Raw genomic sequence first — 17,445 nt, 5'->3', positions numbered from 1 at the left:
GAGCAGCATCCGTCCATGCTGCTAATTCATATCGCTACCATGCTGCGTCAAGTTAGCCCCGCTCGGACCTGGCCAGCCGCAGCGCATACTGGCGGCAATGTTCAAGATAACTCGATTCGTGGCTGGCGATCAATTGCAGCACGCTATGCCACAACCAGCCGGGTATCGGGTCGGCCGCGTCGCGGTCCATCTGCAATTGCTTGATCCAGTGCATGCCGGTGGCCCAATCCATCTGACGCGCATGGGCGCAACCGACCACATAAGCCAGGTAGCTGGCCGTGCTGGCCGCGTCGTCCACGCTCAGCTCGTCGATTTCCAGTTTTAAATCTTGCGGCAGCAATTCGCGTACGAAGATACCCTTGCCCAAAAAGCGCTGTGGCAGCGTGCGTTCGCCCAGGGCGGGCGACAAATGGCGGGCGCCAGCCACCACGCGCTTGGCGTTGTCGCGCGGCATGCTGGCGTGCGGGTAGTGCACGGACGTCGCCTGCACGGCTTCCTTGATATCGATCAGGCAGTATTCGCCATCGCCCAGGCCCAGCAGCACGGCATAACGCAGCAAGCCCAGCGAACTGCAGCCTTTTACCCAGTAGGCGGCGTCGATGACTTCCAGCTTGGCTTTCTTGCTGCGCGATTTCAAGCGCGTTACCAGCGAGCGCATGTCCGAGGTGTCGCACAGCTCGGCGATGGCTTTTTTTTCTTCCTTGGAAATCGGCCAGAAATTACGTCCCATGGGAATGATGGGGCGGGTTTCCAGGAAACGTTCCGTGGCCAGTTCTTTCCATGAACGCTGTTCTGCACCGCGCATGGCCGCCTTGACCACGGCAGGGCGGGGCAGGACCAGTTGCAATTCGCCGGGCAAGAAGGCAAAGGCGTAGCCATCGAGCATATGCTGCAGCATGCGCGCCGTCACCACCCCGGGCAAGGACGAGCCGCGCGCGGCCGTCGCCAGCGACAGCGCCAGGCGCACCAGGTCATGGGCAGGGTTGCCGATCACGCTCTGGTCGAAGTCGCGGATCTGCATTTCCAGGCTGCCGTCCAGGCCAGCCAACGGTCCCAGGTTACCCAGGTGGCAGTCGCCGCAAATCCAGATCGGCGGGCCTTCCGGCAAGCTGTGGCCAGGCTGGGCTTGCAGCCATTCATAGTACTGGGCCGTATTGCCGCGCACATAAGCGTGCGGCGAGCGTGCCATCTTCGCTTCGCGCCGGTCCAGCAGCAACTGGCGGCGCTGTTTCGGGGTGGGGAGTGTGGCCAAGGTGCGGTCCTTTCTGATGAGTTTGCGCCATACTATGCTTCTTCGCATGATTCTGTCGTGAAACACTTAACAGTGCGACAAGCCTATCCGTGCCAAGCTACATTTACTTCTTAATTTGGACATCAAACATGGACCTGAGCCAGCACGCCGCCGTCGTCAATTGCGAAGCCTATCGCGACGGCAAGAAAATCGAGCATTTCGATATCGACAAGGTGGGTGATTTCCTGGACGACAGCGCCTGCTTCGTCTGGATTGGTCTGGCCGCGCCGGACGGGGCCGCCATGCAAGCCTTGCAAGCGGCGTTCGGCTTGCACGAGCTGGCCGTCGAAGATGCGGAAGGCGCGCACGAGCGGCCCAAGCTGGAAGAATATGGCGACACCCTGTTCATGGTCCTGCACACGGCCAGCCTGGAAAACGGCGCCATCGTGTATGGCGAAACGCACGTTTTCCTCGGCTGCCGCTTCATCATCACCGTGCGCCACGGCCCCTCGGCAGGTTATGCGAAACTGCGCGAACGCAAAGAAAGCGTGCCCGGTAAACTGGCCAGCGGCCCCGGTTATGTGCTCTATTCCATCATCGACTTCATCGTCGACCAGTACCAGCCCTGCATCGACCATTTGCAAGCCAGATTCCAGCAATACGAACAGCAGCTATTCCAGCCCAGCCTGTCCGAAGACAAGCTGCAAGACTTCTACCAGTTAAAAACGGAGTTGCTGAAACTGGACGCCGCCGTCAACCCCCTGCATGAAATCTGCACCCAGCTGATCCGCTTCCATGGCGACATCGTCCCCAAGGAAAACCGCATCTACTACCGCGACATCCTCGACCACGTCAAAAGAGTGACCCACACCGCCGGCCAGATGCGCGAAATGGTCAACTCCGCCATGCAAGTGGCGCTAGGCCAAATCTCGATCCGCCAGAACGAAGTGGTAAAACGCCTGGCCGGCTGGGGCGCCATCCTGGCCGTGCCCACCATGGTCTTCAGCCTGTACGGCATGAACTTTGAATTCATGCCGGAACTGAAGTGGCGGGGCAGTTATCCGGCGGTGATAGTGGGGATTATTGCGGGGTGTTACTTTTTGCACCGCAGGTTGAAGCGGGATGGGTGGTTGTAGGGGAGGGAAGCGCCAGCCAACATATATTTTAAAACAGCAGTTGGCTGGCTCAAATTACACTCTATGCCGTCTTTTCCTAAAAATCAGCCGCTGTATCCGTTTCCCCGACGATGCGCTGATGACGTCTTCTTCGAAAATCACCTCGCACTGTCCGCTGGCTGGCACGGTCACCAATTGCCGCTCAAATGCGGAATACAGCCGGCCAGACTTGTCGCGTAGCGAGGCCTGTTCCGTGACGCGCCAGCTGAGGTAGAGCGTGCCGCCCGGAAGCAGTAACGCGATCAGTGAGCTGACGGCCTCGCCGATACTGGCCGGTTCAAGATGCATGATCACGGTTTCGCACAGCACGTTCTGGTAGATGCCGCGCTCGACGCCGTTGAGTTCCGGCAGGCTGGCTTGCTGGAAGGTAATGCCGGGATAAACCGCCTGCGCTTCATCGAGCAATCCCTGGGAAACATCGACGCCGATAGCTTGGAAACCATTCTCAAGCAGCCACGCGGTATCGCGGCCGGCACCACAGCCTATGTCCGCGGTGAGTCCCGGCGCAAAGTATTGTTTCAATAACGCGTACATGTCGCTGGGCGCATCCTGTTCGCGCCAGTCGCGGGCATAGGAGGCCGCTTGCTGGTCGTAGGCGGCTAATGTTTCTATATCCATGCAGATGCTCCTTCGAGGAGGGGCTGCTCGTCTCAATGATTATCGCAGGATTTCAGATGAGAAATGCGTATGTCAGATAGCCAGACTGAGCAGCTCTGCTAGGCATTGGAGCATGCTTTGCTACACCTCAAATATCAATGCCTGCTGGCGCTACCGGTGATATAGCTGTGGCTGTGAGCGGAGACGAGTGCTCCGGGCCAGCGAAGAGGGGGGCATATGCCAATATACATAAGTGCTATCATGAAGGCATTCCAAGCTACTTCCCTGCGCTGGCAGCAAGGGGGCGATAACTGGTTTGATGTTGAGCTGAACTTCCCTCAAGCAGTCGTCCAAATTGCTGCGGAGGTGGTGCTTGATCCGGGCTCTGGCACCCTGGCTTTATTTGACATCGCTATCTATGCACAAGATGAAAAGAATTTTCGCATGGGCTCGGCGGAAAGTGCGCTGCGGGAGGCGATGAAAGATTTGAAGAGCGTGGCGCAGGGGCAAGGATATTTCATAGTAAATATTACCGGGCAGCGTGTTGAACATAGCTCGTCTGCACGACCCGGACATAATATCGATATTCGCTTGTGAACGCGTGGGAGGTCGCTATGGTTACGTTTTCGTATGAGCAACTATTGAGCAAGCTGAAAAGTTTGAACTGTACGCCAGACGAGGCGCAGCTTCATTTGAAGCACATGCATGCTTCTATCGTGATGGCCATCAGAGTGACGCGTGCCGTTTATGGCATGTCCATGGGGGAAGCCAAGAAGATAGTGGATCGCCATCCCGTTTGGGTTGATGAGTCTGCTTTGGGGAATAAAATTCAAGAAAAAGCCATTGCAGCGGCAGGAGAGTTGCTGGCGCAGTGAGCAGATTGCCGCTTGAGCTCACCATGTTTTCCACTGCTTGAACTAAAAATCATATCGGGATAGGTGGCTACAACCTCTCGCTGCCTTTCCCCGTCATGCTCTGCCGCTAGGCGTCAGAAGGTATACCTCACCGTTCCCAGCACATTCCTCGGCGCCCCAAACGTGATGTTGTTGAACACGTCGAGCTGGTTGGCGTAATAACGCTTGTCGAACAGGTTGTTCACGTTCACTTGCAGCGACAGCTGGTGGCTGATGTCGTAGCGGGCCATCAGGCTGGCCACGGCATAGGCGTTTTGGCCCACGTCAACTTGGTTGCCGGTGCCAGGATTGGTCACGCTGGTGTAGCTGCGGCCTTCCCAGTTGACGCCGCCGCCGATGGCGAGTTTTTGCCAGGCGCCGGGCAGGCGGTATTTGGTGTACAGCTTGAACAGCTTGTGCGGATACATGGTATTGATGTCCTTGCCGCTGGCGTCCGTGGTGGTAAATTGCGTCCAGCTGATGCTGGCGTTCCAGCCTGGCGCCAGGTCGCCGCTCACTTCCATTTCATAGCCTTTGGTGGTCGCGCCGTCTATCGTGATGTAGGCTTGCTCGCGGGTGTTGGGCACGAAGGTGGTGCCGTCGGCGATGGCGAAGTTGTCCTGCTTGATGTGGAATACGGCGAAGGAGGCATTGGCTTTGCCATCCAATAGTTCTCCCTTGACGCCGGCTTCCGCGCTCTTGCCCTTCAATGGTTCCACGTAGACGCCGCGCCGGTCGCGGTAATCCTGCGGATCGAAGGTATCGGTATAGCTGGCGTACAGCGAGGTTTGCGGACCCAGGTCCCACACCAGGCCCGCATATGGCGTGACGACGCCCTGGTGGCGCTGCGAGTAGGCGACGTCGGTCCACAGGGATTGGTCGCCGTCGCGGCGCCAGTTGGTGACGCGGGCGCCGGCGATCAGTTTGAGCATGTCTGTCAGTTGCAGCCGGGTCACGCCATAGGCGCTGGTCTGCTTTGTGTGGGTGCTGCTGCCCACTTGCTGTGGGTCCCAGGCCGGCTCGGGATACGCGCCGGTCCATGCGCGGAAGTCGCCGATGGGCGGCGTAAAACTGGCATTGCTCGACAGCCAGCGCATGGTGTATTCGCCATGCAGCAGGCCCATGGCCAGTTCGTGCTGGCGGCCGAACAGGGTGTATGGCCCCACGGCTGTCAGGTTGACGTCGGTCTGGTGCTGGTCGGCGCCATAGCCGATCAAAAAGGCGTCCAGGCCCTGGCCCGTGTTGCGGTCCAGGCTGCCGCTGATCCAGTTCAGGTACTGGTCACCCGTATTGCTGCGCCGGGTGGCAGTCGCTTGCCATTTCCAGCCGTTGGCCAGCCGGTGTTCCAGGGTGGCAAACACGCTGCGCTGCTGCGTGTCCCAGCGGTTCCAGTCGGCGGCCGTGGTGGCCGAGCGGTCCCAGTGGGTCAGGCCACCGTCCGTATAAAAGATGGGCAGGCCGGACCACTGGTTGCCGCGATGGCGGTCGCGCTGCTCGCTGGCGCCCACGCTCAAACGCGTGGCTGCATCGAGGTCTGCATCGACCACGGCGTAGAACAGCGCCGAGTTACCCCGCTCCAGGCGGATGAAGCTATCGTGTTCTTCGGCGCTGACCACCACGCGGCCGCGCACGGAGCCATCGTGGTTCAACGGTGAACTGAGGTCAAGCACGCCGTCGTGGCGACCCCAGGAGCCCAGCCCCAGGCTGGCCGAACCGGTGAAGGTTTTGCTGTCCGCATGCTTGCGTATCAGGTTGATCGAGGCCGAGGGGCTGCCCGTGCCGTTCATCAGGCCGGTGGCGCCGCGCACGATTTCAACCCGGTCATAGATGGCCGTGTCGGCCTTGGCTTCGCCCGCGTCGTTGCCGGGCATGGGCACGCCATCGATTTGCAGCTTGTCGATCTTGAAGCCGCGCGCTGAAAAGTAGCCGCGCACGCTGTCGATTTCCTTGGCCGACACGCCTGGCGCGCTATTGGCCACGTCGAACACCGAGCGCAGGGCCTGGTCGTCCAGGCGTTCGCGCGTGATCAGCGACACCGATTGCGGCGTATCGCGCAGCGACAGGTTCAAGCCCGTGGCAGCGGTGCTGGCGCTGCTGGTGTAGGAGCCGCTGCCCTCGGTGCTGTTTTGCGCGCCAGCCGTGACGACGATGGGTGCCATGGTTTGCGGGTCGGCGGCAGTGGGATTGGTCTGTGCCTGGACGCTGCCGGCGGCCAGCAGGCTGGCCAGCGCCAGATGGATGGCCATGGCGCTGCGGCGTGGAGGAAAAGGTAATGGACTGGAAGAGGTGGACATGTGATAGTAGTTTTTAATTGAGAATAGAAATCATTCTCAATTTTAATGAGCGACTATTATTTATGCAATCGGCAATGGCGATCTGTCATCCCGGTACCTGCAAAGCGTCTACTTTTCCCAACGCATGGCCTCGAAAGCGTTCACGACGGCCGTTTCGTATTCGATGAAGAAATCGCTGTGCGACGCGTTATTGATGGTCAGCAAAGTGCTGCCGGGGAGGGCGGCGGCGATGCGCTGGCAGTCCGGGCCGTGCATTTGCGGATAGATCCTGAGCCAGGCGCGCGCGTCGGCAAGGTCGCGCGGGTCTGTCAGATGTGTAATCCAGGGCATCATGTCGGCCAGGGTGGACGGTTGCGCGACGATCACCAGCGCCGGCGCACGCACGGCGCGGTAGTCGGGCGACAGCGTCCTGGCGCCTTCGGACATGGCCGCCGCGACTGCCAGCGGCGTATTGGGCCGCACGCTGTCGCCGGGCAGGATATCAAGCGTGTCGCGCCAGTACGCCTCCATGGCTGGCCACCATTGCTTGTGGATGCGTTTGGCGTAGGCGAGCGAGGCGCCCAGCGACGCCAGGTCCGCCGCTTGCGGTTCAGGCGCATCCATGACGGGATTGTCCGGTATTTCTTCTCCCGTCCAGACGATATCGTGCGAGTAATCGTAGGTGGTGTCGAGGTATACCACACCACGCACACGCTGAGGGTGGCTGCCCGCGAACAAGGTGACTTCGTTGCCGGCGATGGAATGGCCGGCCAGGAGGATGCGCTGGATTTTCAAAGTGTCGAGCACGGCCAGCAAATCGGCTACTAAAGTGGCGGGGGCATAGGTGTTGGCGTCGATGGGGGCGGGCTTGCTCGACTGCCCGTAGCCGCGCCGCGTGATGGCCAGCACCCGGTGGCGGCGCGCCAATGCGGGCGCCAGGCTGTCGAAGGCATGCGCATTGCCGCCCAGGCCGGCCAGCAGCACGATCACATCGTTATTGCCGCCCTTGCCAGAAGTCCAGTCGCGCACATGCAAGGTGACGCCAGCGCCCACGGTAATCTGGCGGTCGATTACGGAAGGTGTGCCTGGCTGGCCGCCACAGGCAGTCAACGCTGCCAGCGCGCCCATGCTCAATATCAAACGCCGGCGGGTGTCGCCATGCTTGTTCATGTAGGACTCCATTAGTCAGGGAAAAAGATCAGTATCGGCAGCAGGCATGAAGGGGGCATGAGGTCCAAATGAAGAGCGCATGAAGGCGGTGCTTTGACATTTTTTCCAGGGTTGGATAAACTATCTGAATGAAAAAATCAAAAGTCGATACCGCCCCCGTGCGCAGCACCGAACAGGCGCTGCTGCTGGAGCAGATCAAGCAGGTGGCCGAGGGCCTGGCGAAGACGTTTGCGCCATTTTGCGAAGTGGTCGTGCATGATTTGCTCGAACCCCAGCATTCGGTGCTGGCCATCCATAACAATCTGTCGGGCCGCGAAGTGGGGCAGCCGACCACCGAGCTGGGGCTGGCGCGTATCCTCGACCCGGCTTTTCCGCAGGTGGTGGCGAACTATCCCAACAAGTTTGCCGATGGCCGGCAGGCCAAGAGCACCTCGATCGGCATCAAGGATGGCGACGGTAACTACATCGCCGCGCTGTGCATGAATGTGGACCTGACCCTGTTCCAGGGTTTTCAAAGCGCTATCGGCCAGTTTGTCGCCATCGACAGCGACAACGCGCCCCGTGAAACGCTGGATCCGGCCGGCGCCGAGGCCTTGCGCGCGCGGATCGACCAGTTTGCCGCCCGCCTGGCGACCACGCCGCGCACCCTGAAAACGCCGGCCCGCAAGGCGCTGCTGGCCGAATTGCGCGAGGCGGGTTTACTCGATGTGCGCCGGGCCATGGAAATCATCGCCGAACATCTGGGCGTGTCGCGCGCCGCCGTCTATACCTACGCCAAATCATGACCACATCCAATCAGACTGATACCCACGCTGCCCGTTTGCTGCTGCTGAACGCCGCCGCCGTGACCACCCATTTGCAGCCGGACGCCGTGCTGGACGCCGTGCGCGAGGCTTTTGTGCTGCATAGCCGTGAGCAGGGCCGCATTTTTCCCGTGATCCGCGAAACGCTGGCCACGGGCGGCACTTTCGGCATCAAGGCGGGCGATATCCCGGCCGAAAATGTGCTGGGTTTCAAGGCAGCCGGCTTCTGGCCCGGCAACCGCGCGCTGGGCGCCGAACCGCACCAGGCCACCATCATGCTGCTGGACCCGGCCAGCGGGCGGCCCGTCTGCATCATCGACGGCAATGCGATCACTACCGCCCGCACGGGCGCCGCAGGCGCGCTGGGCTTGCAGCTGCTGGCGCGCCCGGACAGTGCAACCTTGTGCGTATTCGGCACCGGCGTGCAAGCGCGGGTGCAGGTGGAATACGCGCTGAGCGTGCTGCCACAGCTGCGGCAAATACGCTACGTCAGTGCCTCGCGCCAGCCCAATCCGGTGTTCGAGGCGGTGTTTGCCGGCCACATCGCGATCGCATGTGCGGTGGATGCCGATGACGCCGTGGCTCACAGCGACGTGGTCATCACGGCCACGCCGGCGCGTGTCCCCCTGTTTTCAGCCAGCGCCGTGCAGCCGGGCACCCATATCAATTGCGTGGGCGCCGATACGCGCGGCAAGCGCGAACTGCCGGCAGGTTTGCTGGAGCGCTCACGCCTGGTGGTGGACGACACGACCCAGGCGCGTCAGATCGGCGAGCTGCAATGGGCGCCCGAATTGCCATGCTTGACACTGGGCGATGTACTCGATGGCCGGCAGCCATGGCAGCGCGCAGCAGATGACATCACGGTGCTGGACTTGACCGGCCTGGCGCTGCAAGATTTGACGGTCGCCCGTCTGATCCACCGGCAGGCGCTGGCCGCCGATGGCGGAACTGGCAGCGGCATCGATATTTCCTGGCCCTGGTAAGGCCAGCTTCCGATTATTTTTATTGAAAAGCGAGACCCCATGCAGACCCTGACTCTCCCTACTTATGCCGATGTCGTCGCCGCTGCCGAACGCATCGCCGGCCATGCGCACAAGACGCCCGTCATCACTTCGCGCACCGTGAACGAGGAATGCGGCGCTGAAGTGTTCTTCAAGTGCGAAAACCTGCAGCGCATGGGCGCCTTTAAATTCCGTGGCGCGTTTAACGCCTTATCCCAGTTTGACGAGCAGCAGCGCCGCGCCGGCGTGGTGGCCTTCTCGTCGGGCAATCACGCGCAGGCAATTGCGCTGTCGGCGCAATTGCTGGGCATTCCGGCCACCATCATCATGCCGGAAGATGCACCGGCCGCGAAAATCGCTGCCACGCGCGGTTACGGCGGCAATGTGGTGCTGTACGACCGCTACACGCAAGACCGCGAACAGATCGGCCGTGAGCTGGCCGAAAAGCAGGGCATGACCCTGATTCCACCGTATGACCACCCGGACGTGATCGCCGGCCAAGGCACGGCGGCCAAGGAATTGTTTGAAGAAGTGGGGCCGCTGGACGTGCTGTTCGTCTGCCTGGGTGGCGGCGGCTTGTTGTCCGGCTCGGCCCTGGCCACGCGCGCGCTGGCGCCCGACTGCAAGCTGTATGGCGTGGAGCCGGAAGCGGGCAACGACGGCCAGCAATCGTTCCGTTCGGGCCAGATCGTGCACATCGATACGCCGAAAACCATCGCCGATGGCGCGCAGACCCAGCACCTGGGCAATTACACCTTCGCCATTATCCAGCGCGATGTGGACGATGTGCTGACGGTGAGCGACGCGCAACTGGTCGAGCGCATGGGCTTTGCCGCCTCGCGCATGAAGCTGGTGATCGAGCCGACTGGCTGCCTGGGTTTTGCGGCGGCGCTGCAAATGAAGGAACAACTGCGCGGCAAGCGCGTGGGCATCATCATCAGCGGCGGCAACGTCGACATGCAGCGTTTTTGCGAGTTGCTGGCCGCAGCGTGATGTAAAAATTTATACCCTGTCACGCAGGCCGCTCCCCTGGCCGGAGCGGCCTGTGCTATCAGGCTCCGGCCTGAACTCCCGTCGTTCTTCCTGTTTTCCTCCTTGTCCTGTCATCAAAAAATCTCCATGAACAAGGCGGGCTAACTGTCGCCCATGTCTTGTTTTGGCGCACTGTTAATCGCGTCAGTTTATGTCAGATTATGCGATAGACTTTACCTTACTGTTTACTCTTCAGTAACAAAGAAGAGATAAACGGAATGATAGATCTACTTTTATTGGGGGCCGATACTGAACGCAGTCATGAATTGGCCAGGCTATTTCAGAGCGCAGGCTATCAAGTCGAGGAAGTGCCGGATTTGGCATCGTATTTGAATCGTCCCCTTGGAAACTTATTGCCATCAGACGCAGGAATTTCTAAGGGAATGGCTGTCACACTGCCATGTTCAAATGATTCAAGGGATATCCGCATATTTAATGCCAGGGCATCTGACGTCAACGCCGGCGCATTCCAATGCCAGCCGAACCTGCTGACCTTTATTTCAAACCTGGCACGCCAGCTGATGCCTGGCTGGCGCCTGAGCATGGGCAGCCGCTGCCTTGAGGCGCCGAATCGCCGCATCGTTGAATTAACCAGCCTTGAATTCAAATTCATCAAAAATTTTGCCTTGGTGGAAGTAAATGAAGCCATTTCACGCAAACAGATCGTGCAGGCGTTTGGCGAGGATTATCTCTCGTACGACCAGAACCGCATCGACACCATGTTAAGGCGCTTACGCAAAAAAGTGGAATTAAGTGTCGGCGTTAAATTGCCGCTCAATACCGAGCGGGTACGCGGTTTTTCTTTTGGACACATACTCATTATTGATCCATAGGCAGGAAAACCTGTCATAAAGCGTCATTTTTCTATTGGGAATGCGACTTATAATAAAAAAGCAATTCCTTTTATTGAATATGACGTTTATTGAGAGGTGATGATGAGAATGAAATTAATGATGTTGATCCCTGTAACTGTGCTGGTGGCCATGCCCTTGGCGGCGCAGGCTGCTACGCCGGCATTGCAAGGCTATGGCGCCGACCTGAGCCAGACTTCCGTTTCCGGCATTTCTTCAGGCGGTTTCATGGCCGCGCAACTGGCCACTGCTTATTCTTCCCAGTTCCGTGGCGTGGGCGTGATTGCCGCAGGTCCATATGACTGCGCCTCCACCTATCCCAGCCATTCCTTGCTGCAAAACGCCATGACGACTTGCATGTCGCCACTGGGTGCCAGTGTTGGTCCGAAGGCGGATGTTTCCTGGGATAATGCGAAGCGTTATGCGCAGGCGGGCAAGATCGATCCGGTCGCCGATCTGGCACGCCAGCGCGTGTATATTTTCAGCGGATCCAGCGATACGACGGTCAAGACGATCGTGGTTGACCAGGTGGAAGAGTATTACCACCGGGCCGGCGCGCCAGCGTCGGCCATCCAGTACCGGAAAAACAATGCCGGCCACGCGATTATTACGGACCGCCCGCAAGACGTGTCCTGCGCCGCTACACATGCCCCCTATATCAATAATTGCGGTTTTTCGCAGTCTGTAGAATTGCTGGCCCATCTGTACGGAGAGCGTAGCCGGCCGGCGAGTAAAGCTCCGTTGACGGGTTCCATCGTCCGCTTCGACCAGCGCGAGTTCATCAATGGCAGCCGCAGCAGCATGGATGACACTGCCTATGCCTATGTTCCGCGCGATTGCCAGAAAAATGCCTGCGTAGTCCACGTGGCATTCCATGGCTGCCAGCAAGGCGCTTCGCAGATCGGCGAGCGCTTTTACATGGGCACCGGCTACAACGAGTATGCGGAAACAAACCGCATGATCATCCTGTATCCGCAGGCCCGGCCATCTAATGGCATCCCTTATAACCCCAAGGGCTGCTGGGATTTCTGGGGTTATTCCAGCGAGGATCAGCGGCATCCGGACTTCCAGATGCACAGCGCACCGCAGATGAGGGCCGTCATGGCCATGCTGAACCGCCTGGGCCAGCCGCGCGCTGCCGCTGCCGCTCGTTAACTTTGTTGAAATGGAAAACCATCATGGCATTTAATTTACTGACGCAATGGCTGTCTTTCGGTAATTCTTCGCTGGACATGTATAAACAGCTCGCTTCGGCGGGCGACGCCAGCCTGCGCGAGGCTGGCGCAACGGCCGGCCCCGCCCAGCTGGCGCAGCTGGTCAAGAAAACGCTGGAGTTGAGCAAGCAATGGAGCGAGGCCCAGTCCGATGCTTATACAGCGCTGTTCCGCACCCAGCTGTCCGCGTTCGACGTACGGCTGACCTCGGACACCGTGCTGACCTTGATGGATTTGCAGACCCAGCTGTCCAGCGACCTGGCGGCGCAAAGCAATGGCACCATCAAGGCGTTTGCGCAAAGGGCGCAGGCTTGCCTCAATGATTTGCAGGAAACGCAGACGAAGGATGAAGTTTCCATGGTGGTGGCGGGATTCCTGAGCGATGTGGGGGGCGTGCTGCGTAGCGGCGCGGAAGAAACCGTGTCCTTGCTGAACTCGGCGCAAGCCGCATCGGGCATCCTGACCCACAAGGCGCTTGACGAGATGGCGCAGGGCAAGCCGGCTGCAGCTGGCTAAGTATTTCTAACGCGCACAAAAAAGGGAGAGCAAAGCTCTCCCTTTTTTGTGCGCGGCATGCGCGTCCTCAGGCCTGCGCTGGCGGCGTGGGGGCCGCGTCGAGCGGCATTTCCAGCATATAGTCGGGCAAGGTGCGCGGGAAAATGCGGCTGAACATGACGGCCGCCTGGGCCGCTGCCAACTGGAAGCGGCGCCGCAGTTCCTCGCTCACGCGCATGTCCGTGCTCGCCTGGTAGCGCTGTTGCAGGTCGCGCATGCCGGTCAGCTGGTCTTCCAGCGGGCTCAATTGATCAGACGCCGCATGGCCGCCGACATAGGCTCCCTGGCTCATGCCCATCAGGGTCAGCAGGGTAGCCGAGATCTGGATATTGCCCAAGGCATCGGCGCCGCTGGCAATTACATAGGCGGCAATCACCACCGTAAATACCAGCATCTGGAATTTGTAGATGTCAAAACGTTTGTCTGTCTGCAACAGTTCGGCGGCGCTCGCTTGCGTATGGGCGTCCGTCAAGGGGGCCGTAAACCAGCCCAGTTGCTGCGCATAGGCGTACAGCTGCGGTTTGAGTTCTTTCTTGATCGAGGTCGTGATCTGGCTGCCCGCCGTGCCGGCCGTGGAAATGCCGATCAGGTATAGCAGGTCGGTCGACAGCTCTTGCAGCAAGCCCGTGCGTAGCCACTGGTAAAACAGCAAGGTGGCCACGATCAAGGTAAACAACAGCATCTGCAATTGCGACAGGCTGGCGTGGCCGCCCGAGCCCGTGATGTACCAGGGCAGCAAATAGCGCAGGCGCTTGCGCCAGCCCGTGGCCCGCGCTCCCTTGCTGCTCAGCGCCGGTATCGCGGCGGCCGCCAGCAAATAGCATCCGGCCGCAAATAGCGTGGCGGCGACGATGCTGGAAAATTTGCTCGATACGGATAATTTCATGTCGCGCCCGAAATGGACATGGCCCCGCTCGCCGTTCTCATAGTCGAAGGCGGCAATTCTCAGGCGCAGCTGCTGATGGCGGTCCCAGAAATTCCAGCTACCCTTCAAGTCGCCGGCATTGTCGAATTCTTCTATCTTGGGCGCGCGAAAGTAGATGTGCGTGATGGCAGCAGGACGCGCCGCCTCATCCTGCTTCGGGCCGTTGATGTTTGCGATATGGTCGACCAGCAAGGGCAGGGTGCTGATGCGGTTGTTACGCCATAGCTCGAAGTAGCCGACCACGCAGATCTTGTCCGTCTGCTCGGCCAGGCTGGGACTGATGCTGATGTAATTGATATTGCCGCTGGCCAGGCTGGGCGAGGGCAGGTCGATCCTGGCGTTGTCCAGCGTGTTGATGGCGATCTGCAGCGGCAGCCGCATCGCTTCAACCTGCTGCTGCGGCGTGCCGCGAAAGCGTGCCGAGCAGATGTCTTGCGCTACCGGCCCGGCAGCCGAAGCCTGCCGCAAACCGATGCCTGTTTCCATCACCAGCGTCGATGCCAGTGCCAGTATTGTTGCCTGCCTGTTCATATCCTTCCTCCCCGGTTGTTGTCCTGTCCCATGCTAGGGGCGTGCTTCCAGGCATTGGCTGACCGTCTCTGGCGCACTGGCTCAGGTCAGAATCGGTCAGGGACTGCGGCTGCGCCCGGACTATCCTTATCGCTACAACTTTCAACTGTTACATCAACCAGATAAGGGGAAATCTATGGCTGTCCTGACGAGTCTTGAAGACATGGTGCGGGCAATTGCCGGCTCGGTCATGAATGCGCAGCACATGGTGGAAAAGGCGCAGTTGGCCAACATCGCGTCCTTTTTTGATGACCGGCACCAGCCTTCCATGATCGAGGTTGAAGTGCCTGCCACGCATAGCAGCGCAGAGGCCGAGGCTTTTTACCAGTACCGGGTGCCAGTCATTTCACTGGTGCCGCACAGCTCGCTGATCATTGGCGAGGCCGAGATCGACCTCGACGTGGAACTGGGCGCCTTCGAAGACCATGAACGCGAGGGTGTGCACGATGGCATCATGGATCAGCTGGGCCGCGCGGCGCCAGCCGAAAAGAAGGCGGGACTGATGGTCAATCCCGGCAATGGCGGACTGGCCAGCAAGAGCGGCAATGCGGTGCACATCAAGCTCAAGCTGGTTGCCACTGAAAAATCGGAAGGCCTGGCGCGGCTGGTCAACGACGTGGTCAAGGCACAAGGTCCCGTCGCGATACGGCGCCCTGGCGACGCCGCCTGATGGCGTGGGTTTTTATTTGATTGCTGTATTTTCAGGAGCATGTCTTGGCTACCAATAATTTTCATTTGACGAATATCCGTTTTATCAAGCGCGTGGTCGTTGGTAACGATAATCCGCAAAGCATGAAAACAGAAACGGAAGTGCAGGAAGCCATGGATTTGGTGAATCTGTGCCTGGCATCGACACCGCGTGGTTATGTATTAAACGTGGAAAAGAGTTTTGGCTTGTATAATATCGGCGAGCATCAGGTTGTATTGCAATATGCCGTTTATAACATTGGCTTTGACCGCAAGCCGGTGTTTTTGGACGATCATGGTAAAACCTGAGCGCGGCGTTTCCCAGCAGCGGGCCGAAGCGCTGCGCGACGCCATCGCGTGCAGCTATGCGGCCAGCAATGCGGCGCTGCGCGACAATATCCATGCCGGGCAGGCGCCAGCCGCCGCGCCTTTTCATTATGTGCTGCCAGATCAGCATCCTGCTGCCGCCACGCCCCGGTTCATCCCCTCAGAACAATTCAAGCGCCAGTACGCGCTGTGCCTGGAATCGCTATCGGTGACCGTGTACGGCTATTGCATCGAGCGCCAATTCGGCTGGGAACGCCGGCTGGAAGCTGCGCTCGTCTTGCGGCGCCCCTCCTGGTGGCGGCGCCTGCTGCGTGCGACTCCTTTGCTGGCCCTGACAGTGCAGGCGCACCCGGCAGGCGCCGAGATCAGTATTGCGCCGGCAAAAAAGCCTGATTATCGGGGAAAAATCAATTGCATCATCAGGCTGGAGCCGGGATTGCAGCAGCAATTAAAGCAATCGCACCAGCATCAGCTGGCCGCTGCGCCATTTAAAAACAGAATCAAAAGATTATTGCCATTTTTCGGCAAATGAATTATCTGAGTTGCGGTCAGAAACTGCCATTTGATTATTGATTTTCAGGCGTAATCTAAAAATGCCGGCATCGGGTTGGTAAATAAAACGATAGCCGGTATTTATCCACCGAGTGGAATCCTATTGCCCGCAAGGGCTTTATTTTAAAGGAGTAGATAATGGCTGAAATTATTGACATGGCGTCGCAATTCAAGGGCTTGCCGATGGGCGACCTGATCGGCGGTCCTTTGACCGCAGCGTGCGATGCACAAGTGAAACTGGCAAACGCCACTGCCGATTTCATCAAATACATCGGCTTCCTGCCGCCATCCGAGAACGACAAGAATGGCGTTGGCGCCACCCGCCTGGCGCATTTCGCCTTTACGCGTCCAGTGGCCGACCCGGCAGACCCCAGCAAGACGATTGAACAGTCGGTGGCGCTCGACGTGCCGCTGCTGGCCATCGTGAAAGTGCCCAGCCTGTCGATCACCAAGGTCGACATCACCTTCGACATGGAAGTGAAATCGTCATTCAGCTCGAAAGAGACGGAAGACAAGTCGGGCAAATTCTCGGCCGACATCAAGGCGGGCTGGGGGCCGGTCAGCGTCAAGGTTCATCTGGAAGGCTCGGTCGCCACGCACAAGGAAAACACCCGCAGTTCGGACAATTCGGCCAAGTACCACGTGCAGGTGCTGGCTGAAGACGGCGGCATGCCGGAAGGCCTGGCACGCGTGCTCGACATCCTGCAAACGTCGATCCAGCCACGCATTGCTGCACCAGCCCCGGCACCGGCGCCAGCCCCGAATCCTTGATCCCGCTGTGATGGCGTAGCACGCGAGCCGCACGGCGTTTCCAAAGCGCCATGCGGCGTTTCAGGCGCCTGTCCGGCGCAATCCATTTCCATGAAGGGGGAGAAATATGCATGAACTTAGCACCACTGAACTGGCTGCCATGCTCACCACGACCGATGCCGATACACGGGCGCTGCTGTGGGTCGGGCCGCTCAACGACAGCATGCGGGCCTGTTCCATCAATACCGCCGTGCGCCAATCCGCATTCCTGGCGCAAATCCTGCTGGAATCGTCCGAACTGCGCCAGTTGCAGGAATCGCTCGGCTACAGCGCGCAGCGACTGCGCCAGGTCTGGCCACAGCGTTTTCCCAGCGATGACATCGCAGAGCAGTATGCGCACAACCCGCAAAAGCTGGCCAACAAGGTGTATGCACTGCGCATGGGCAATGGCGACGAGGCCAGCGGCGATGGCTGGGCTTACCGGGGCCGTGGCTTGATCCAGCTGACGGGGCGCGACAACTATGCGCATTTTTCAGCGGCGATGGACTGTGATGCGCTCGGTCATCCGGACTTGCTGCAACAGCCAGCTGGCGCGGCCTTGTCGGCGGCCTGGTTCTGGCGCACGCACGGCTTGAACGAGCTGGCCGATGGCACTTTGCAAGCCGATGGCGACCAGCAGTTCAGTGAAATCACGCGCCGCATCAATGGCGGCTTGAATGGCCTGCCGCAGCGCCACGCCTATTGGGACCGGATCCGCAAGATTCTCGGTGTGGCTACGCCACCCTGAACGGTATGGCCGCACGCGGCGTTCTCCTGATATGTCATTTTCCTTTCGATGA

The 17,445-nt window shown here is 59.5% G+C and carries 19 protein-coding genes; 14 read left to right on the top strand and 5 right to left on the bottom strand.

The genetic code is table 11. From position 1 onward, the window contains the following. Positions 1-52 precede the first annotated feature (52 nt). Entirely contained in the window at positions 53-1,252 is a 1,200-nt protein-coding gene (locus HDE75_RS01135) for a DUF2252 domain-containing protein (RefSeq protein WP_260174203.1), read from the bottom strand. A gap of 128 nt (positions 1,253-1,380) precedes the next feature. On the opposite strand from HDE75_RS01135, the gene HDE75_RS01130 reads away from it, so the two are divergent. Continuing rightward, complete coding sequence (locus tag HDE75_RS01130) at positions 1,381-2,367, top strand: magnesium and cobalt transport protein CorA (protein ID WP_183679204.1); 987 nt, start codon at positions 1,381-1,383, stop codon at positions 2,365-2,367. Positions 2,368-2,421: 54 nt separating this feature from the next. Here HDE75_RS01130 and HDE75_RS01125 read toward each other — a convergent pair whose 3' ends face one another. Next, positions 2,422-3,024, bottom strand: coding sequence for a class I SAM-dependent methyltransferase (locus HDE75_RS01125; protein ID WP_183679202.1), 603 nt, complete (start codon positions 3,022-3,024; stop codon positions 2,422-2,424). 240 nt (positions 3,025-3,264) lie between these two features. Between HDE75_RS01125 and HDE75_RS01120 the strand changes: the two genes are divergently transcribed. Next, on the top strand, positions 3,265-3,600 hold the full coding sequence (locus HDE75_RS01120) for a hypothetical protein (RefSeq protein ID WP_183679200.1): 336 nt from the start codon (positions 3,265-3,267) through the stop codon (positions 3,598-3,600). A 44-nt stretch (positions 3,601-3,644) separates the two neighbouring features. Next, entirely contained in the window at positions 3,645-3,878 is a 234-nt protein-coding gene (locus tag HDE75_RS01115) for a hypothetical protein (RefSeq protein WP_183679198.1), read from the top strand. Between the two features lie 113 nt (positions 3,879-3,991). Here the strand turns inward: HDE75_RS01115 and HDE75_RS01110 are convergent, their stop codons facing one another. After that, positions 3,992-6,142, bottom strand: coding sequence for a TonB-dependent siderophore receptor (locus tag HDE75_RS01110; protein WP_183679196.1), 2,151 nt, complete (start codon positions 6,140-6,142; stop codon positions 3,992-3,994). Between the two features lie 156 nt (positions 6,143-6,298). Beyond that, a complete protein-coding gene (locus tag HDE75_RS01105) occupies positions 6,299-7,339 on the bottom strand; it encodes an alpha/beta fold hydrolase (protein WP_183679194.1) in 1,041 nt (346 codons plus the stop codon). A 128-nt stretch (positions 7,340-7,467) separates the two neighbouring features. Here HDE75_RS01105 and HDE75_RS01100 point away from each other — a divergent pair, with 128 nt between their 5' ends. From HDE75_RS01100 to HDE75_RS01075, 6 genes are all read left to right on the top strand, one after another. Beyond that, on the top strand, positions 7,468-8,124 hold the full coding sequence (locus HDE75_RS01100) for a helix-turn-helix transcriptional regulator (protein ID WP_183679192.1): 657 nt from the start codon (positions 7,468-7,470) through the stop codon (positions 8,122-8,124). Further along, positions 8,121-9,125, top strand: a complete 1,005-nt coding sequence (locus HDE75_RS01095) for an ornithine cyclodeaminase family protein (RefSeq protein ID WP_183679190.1) — start codon at positions 8,121-8,123, stop codon at positions 9,123-9,125. The genes HDE75_RS01100 and HDE75_RS01095 overlap by 4 nt, the downstream gene beginning before the upstream one ends. A 39-nt stretch (positions 9,126-9,164) precedes the next feature. Further along, positions 9,165-10,136 (top strand): threo-3-hydroxy-L-aspartate ammonia-lyase, encoded by a 972-nt coding sequence (locus tag HDE75_RS01090; RefSeq protein WP_183679188.1) that lies wholly within the window; start codon positions 9,165-9,167, stop codon positions 10,134-10,136. Between the two features lie 257 nt (positions 10,137-10,393). After that, a complete protein-coding gene (locus HDE75_RS01085; RefSeq protein WP_183679186.1) occupies positions 10,394-11,008 on the top strand; it encodes a helix-turn-helix domain-containing protein in 615 nt (204 codons plus the stop codon). Between the two features lie 117 nt (positions 11,009-11,125). After that, a complete protein-coding gene (locus tag HDE75_RS01080) occupies positions 11,126-12,181 on the top strand; it encodes an extracellular catalytic domain type 2 short-chain-length polyhydroxyalkanoate depolymerase (RefSeq protein WP_221291727.1) in 1,056 nt (351 codons plus the stop codon). Positions 12,182-12,204: 23 nt separating this feature from the next. Then, entirely contained in the window at positions 12,205-12,756 is a 552-nt protein-coding gene (locus HDE75_RS01075) for a hypothetical protein (protein ID WP_183679184.1), read from the top strand. Between the two features lie 67 nt (positions 12,757-12,823). Here the strand turns inward: HDE75_RS01075 and HDE75_RS01070 are convergent, their stop codons facing one another. Continuing rightward, a complete protein-coding gene (locus HDE75_RS01070) occupies positions 12,824-14,251 on the bottom strand; it encodes a hypothetical protein (RefSeq protein WP_183679182.1) in 1,428 nt (475 codons plus the stop codon). Between the two features lie 175 nt (positions 14,252-14,426). On the opposite strand from HDE75_RS01070, the gene HDE75_RS01065 reads away from it, so the two are divergent. The 5 genes from HDE75_RS01065 to HDE75_RS01045 all read left to right on the top strand — a co-directional run bounded on the left by HDE75_RS01065 (position 14,427) and on the right by HDE75_RS01045 (position 17,393). Further along, complete coding sequence (locus HDE75_RS01065; protein ID WP_183679180.1) at positions 14,427-14,960, top strand: DUF2589 domain-containing protein; 534 nt, start codon at positions 14,427-14,429, stop codon at positions 14,958-14,960. Positions 14,961-15,004: 44 nt separating this feature from the next. Next, on the top strand, positions 15,005-15,286 hold the full coding sequence (locus HDE75_RS01060) for a hypothetical protein (protein ID WP_183679178.1): 282 nt from the start codon (positions 15,005-15,007) through the stop codon (positions 15,284-15,286). Further along, entirely contained in the window at positions 15,273-15,836 is a 564-nt protein-coding gene (locus tag HDE75_RS01055) for a hypothetical protein (protein WP_183679176.1), read from the top strand. Before HDE75_RS01060 ends, HDE75_RS01055 begins: the two co-directional genes overlap by 14 nt. 158 nt (positions 15,837-15,994) lie before the next feature. Then, the gene (locus HDE75_RS01050) at positions 15,995-16,627 is read left to right on the top strand and encodes a DUF2589 domain-containing protein (RefSeq protein ID WP_183679174.1); all 633 of its coding nucleotides are present in this window, start codon (positions 15,995-15,997) and stop codon (positions 16,625-16,627) included. 106 nt (positions 16,628-16,733) lie between these two features. Continuing rightward, on the top strand, positions 16,734-17,393 hold the full coding sequence (locus HDE75_RS01045) for a glycoside hydrolase family 19 protein (protein ID WP_183679172.1): 660 nt from the start codon (positions 16,734-16,736) through the stop codon (positions 17,391-17,393). Positions 17,394-17,445 lie beyond the last annotated feature (52 nt).

It is taken from the genome of Janthinobacterium silvisoli (assembly GCF_014200725.1).
In the GTDB taxonomy this organism is placed as follows: domain Bacteria; phylum Pseudomonadota; class Gammaproteobacteria; order Burkholderiales; family Burkholderiaceae_D; genus Janthinobacterium.
The sequence above is the reverse complement of the archived record's forward strand: the minus strand, read 5'-3'. Positions and strand labels throughout refer to the sequence as shown.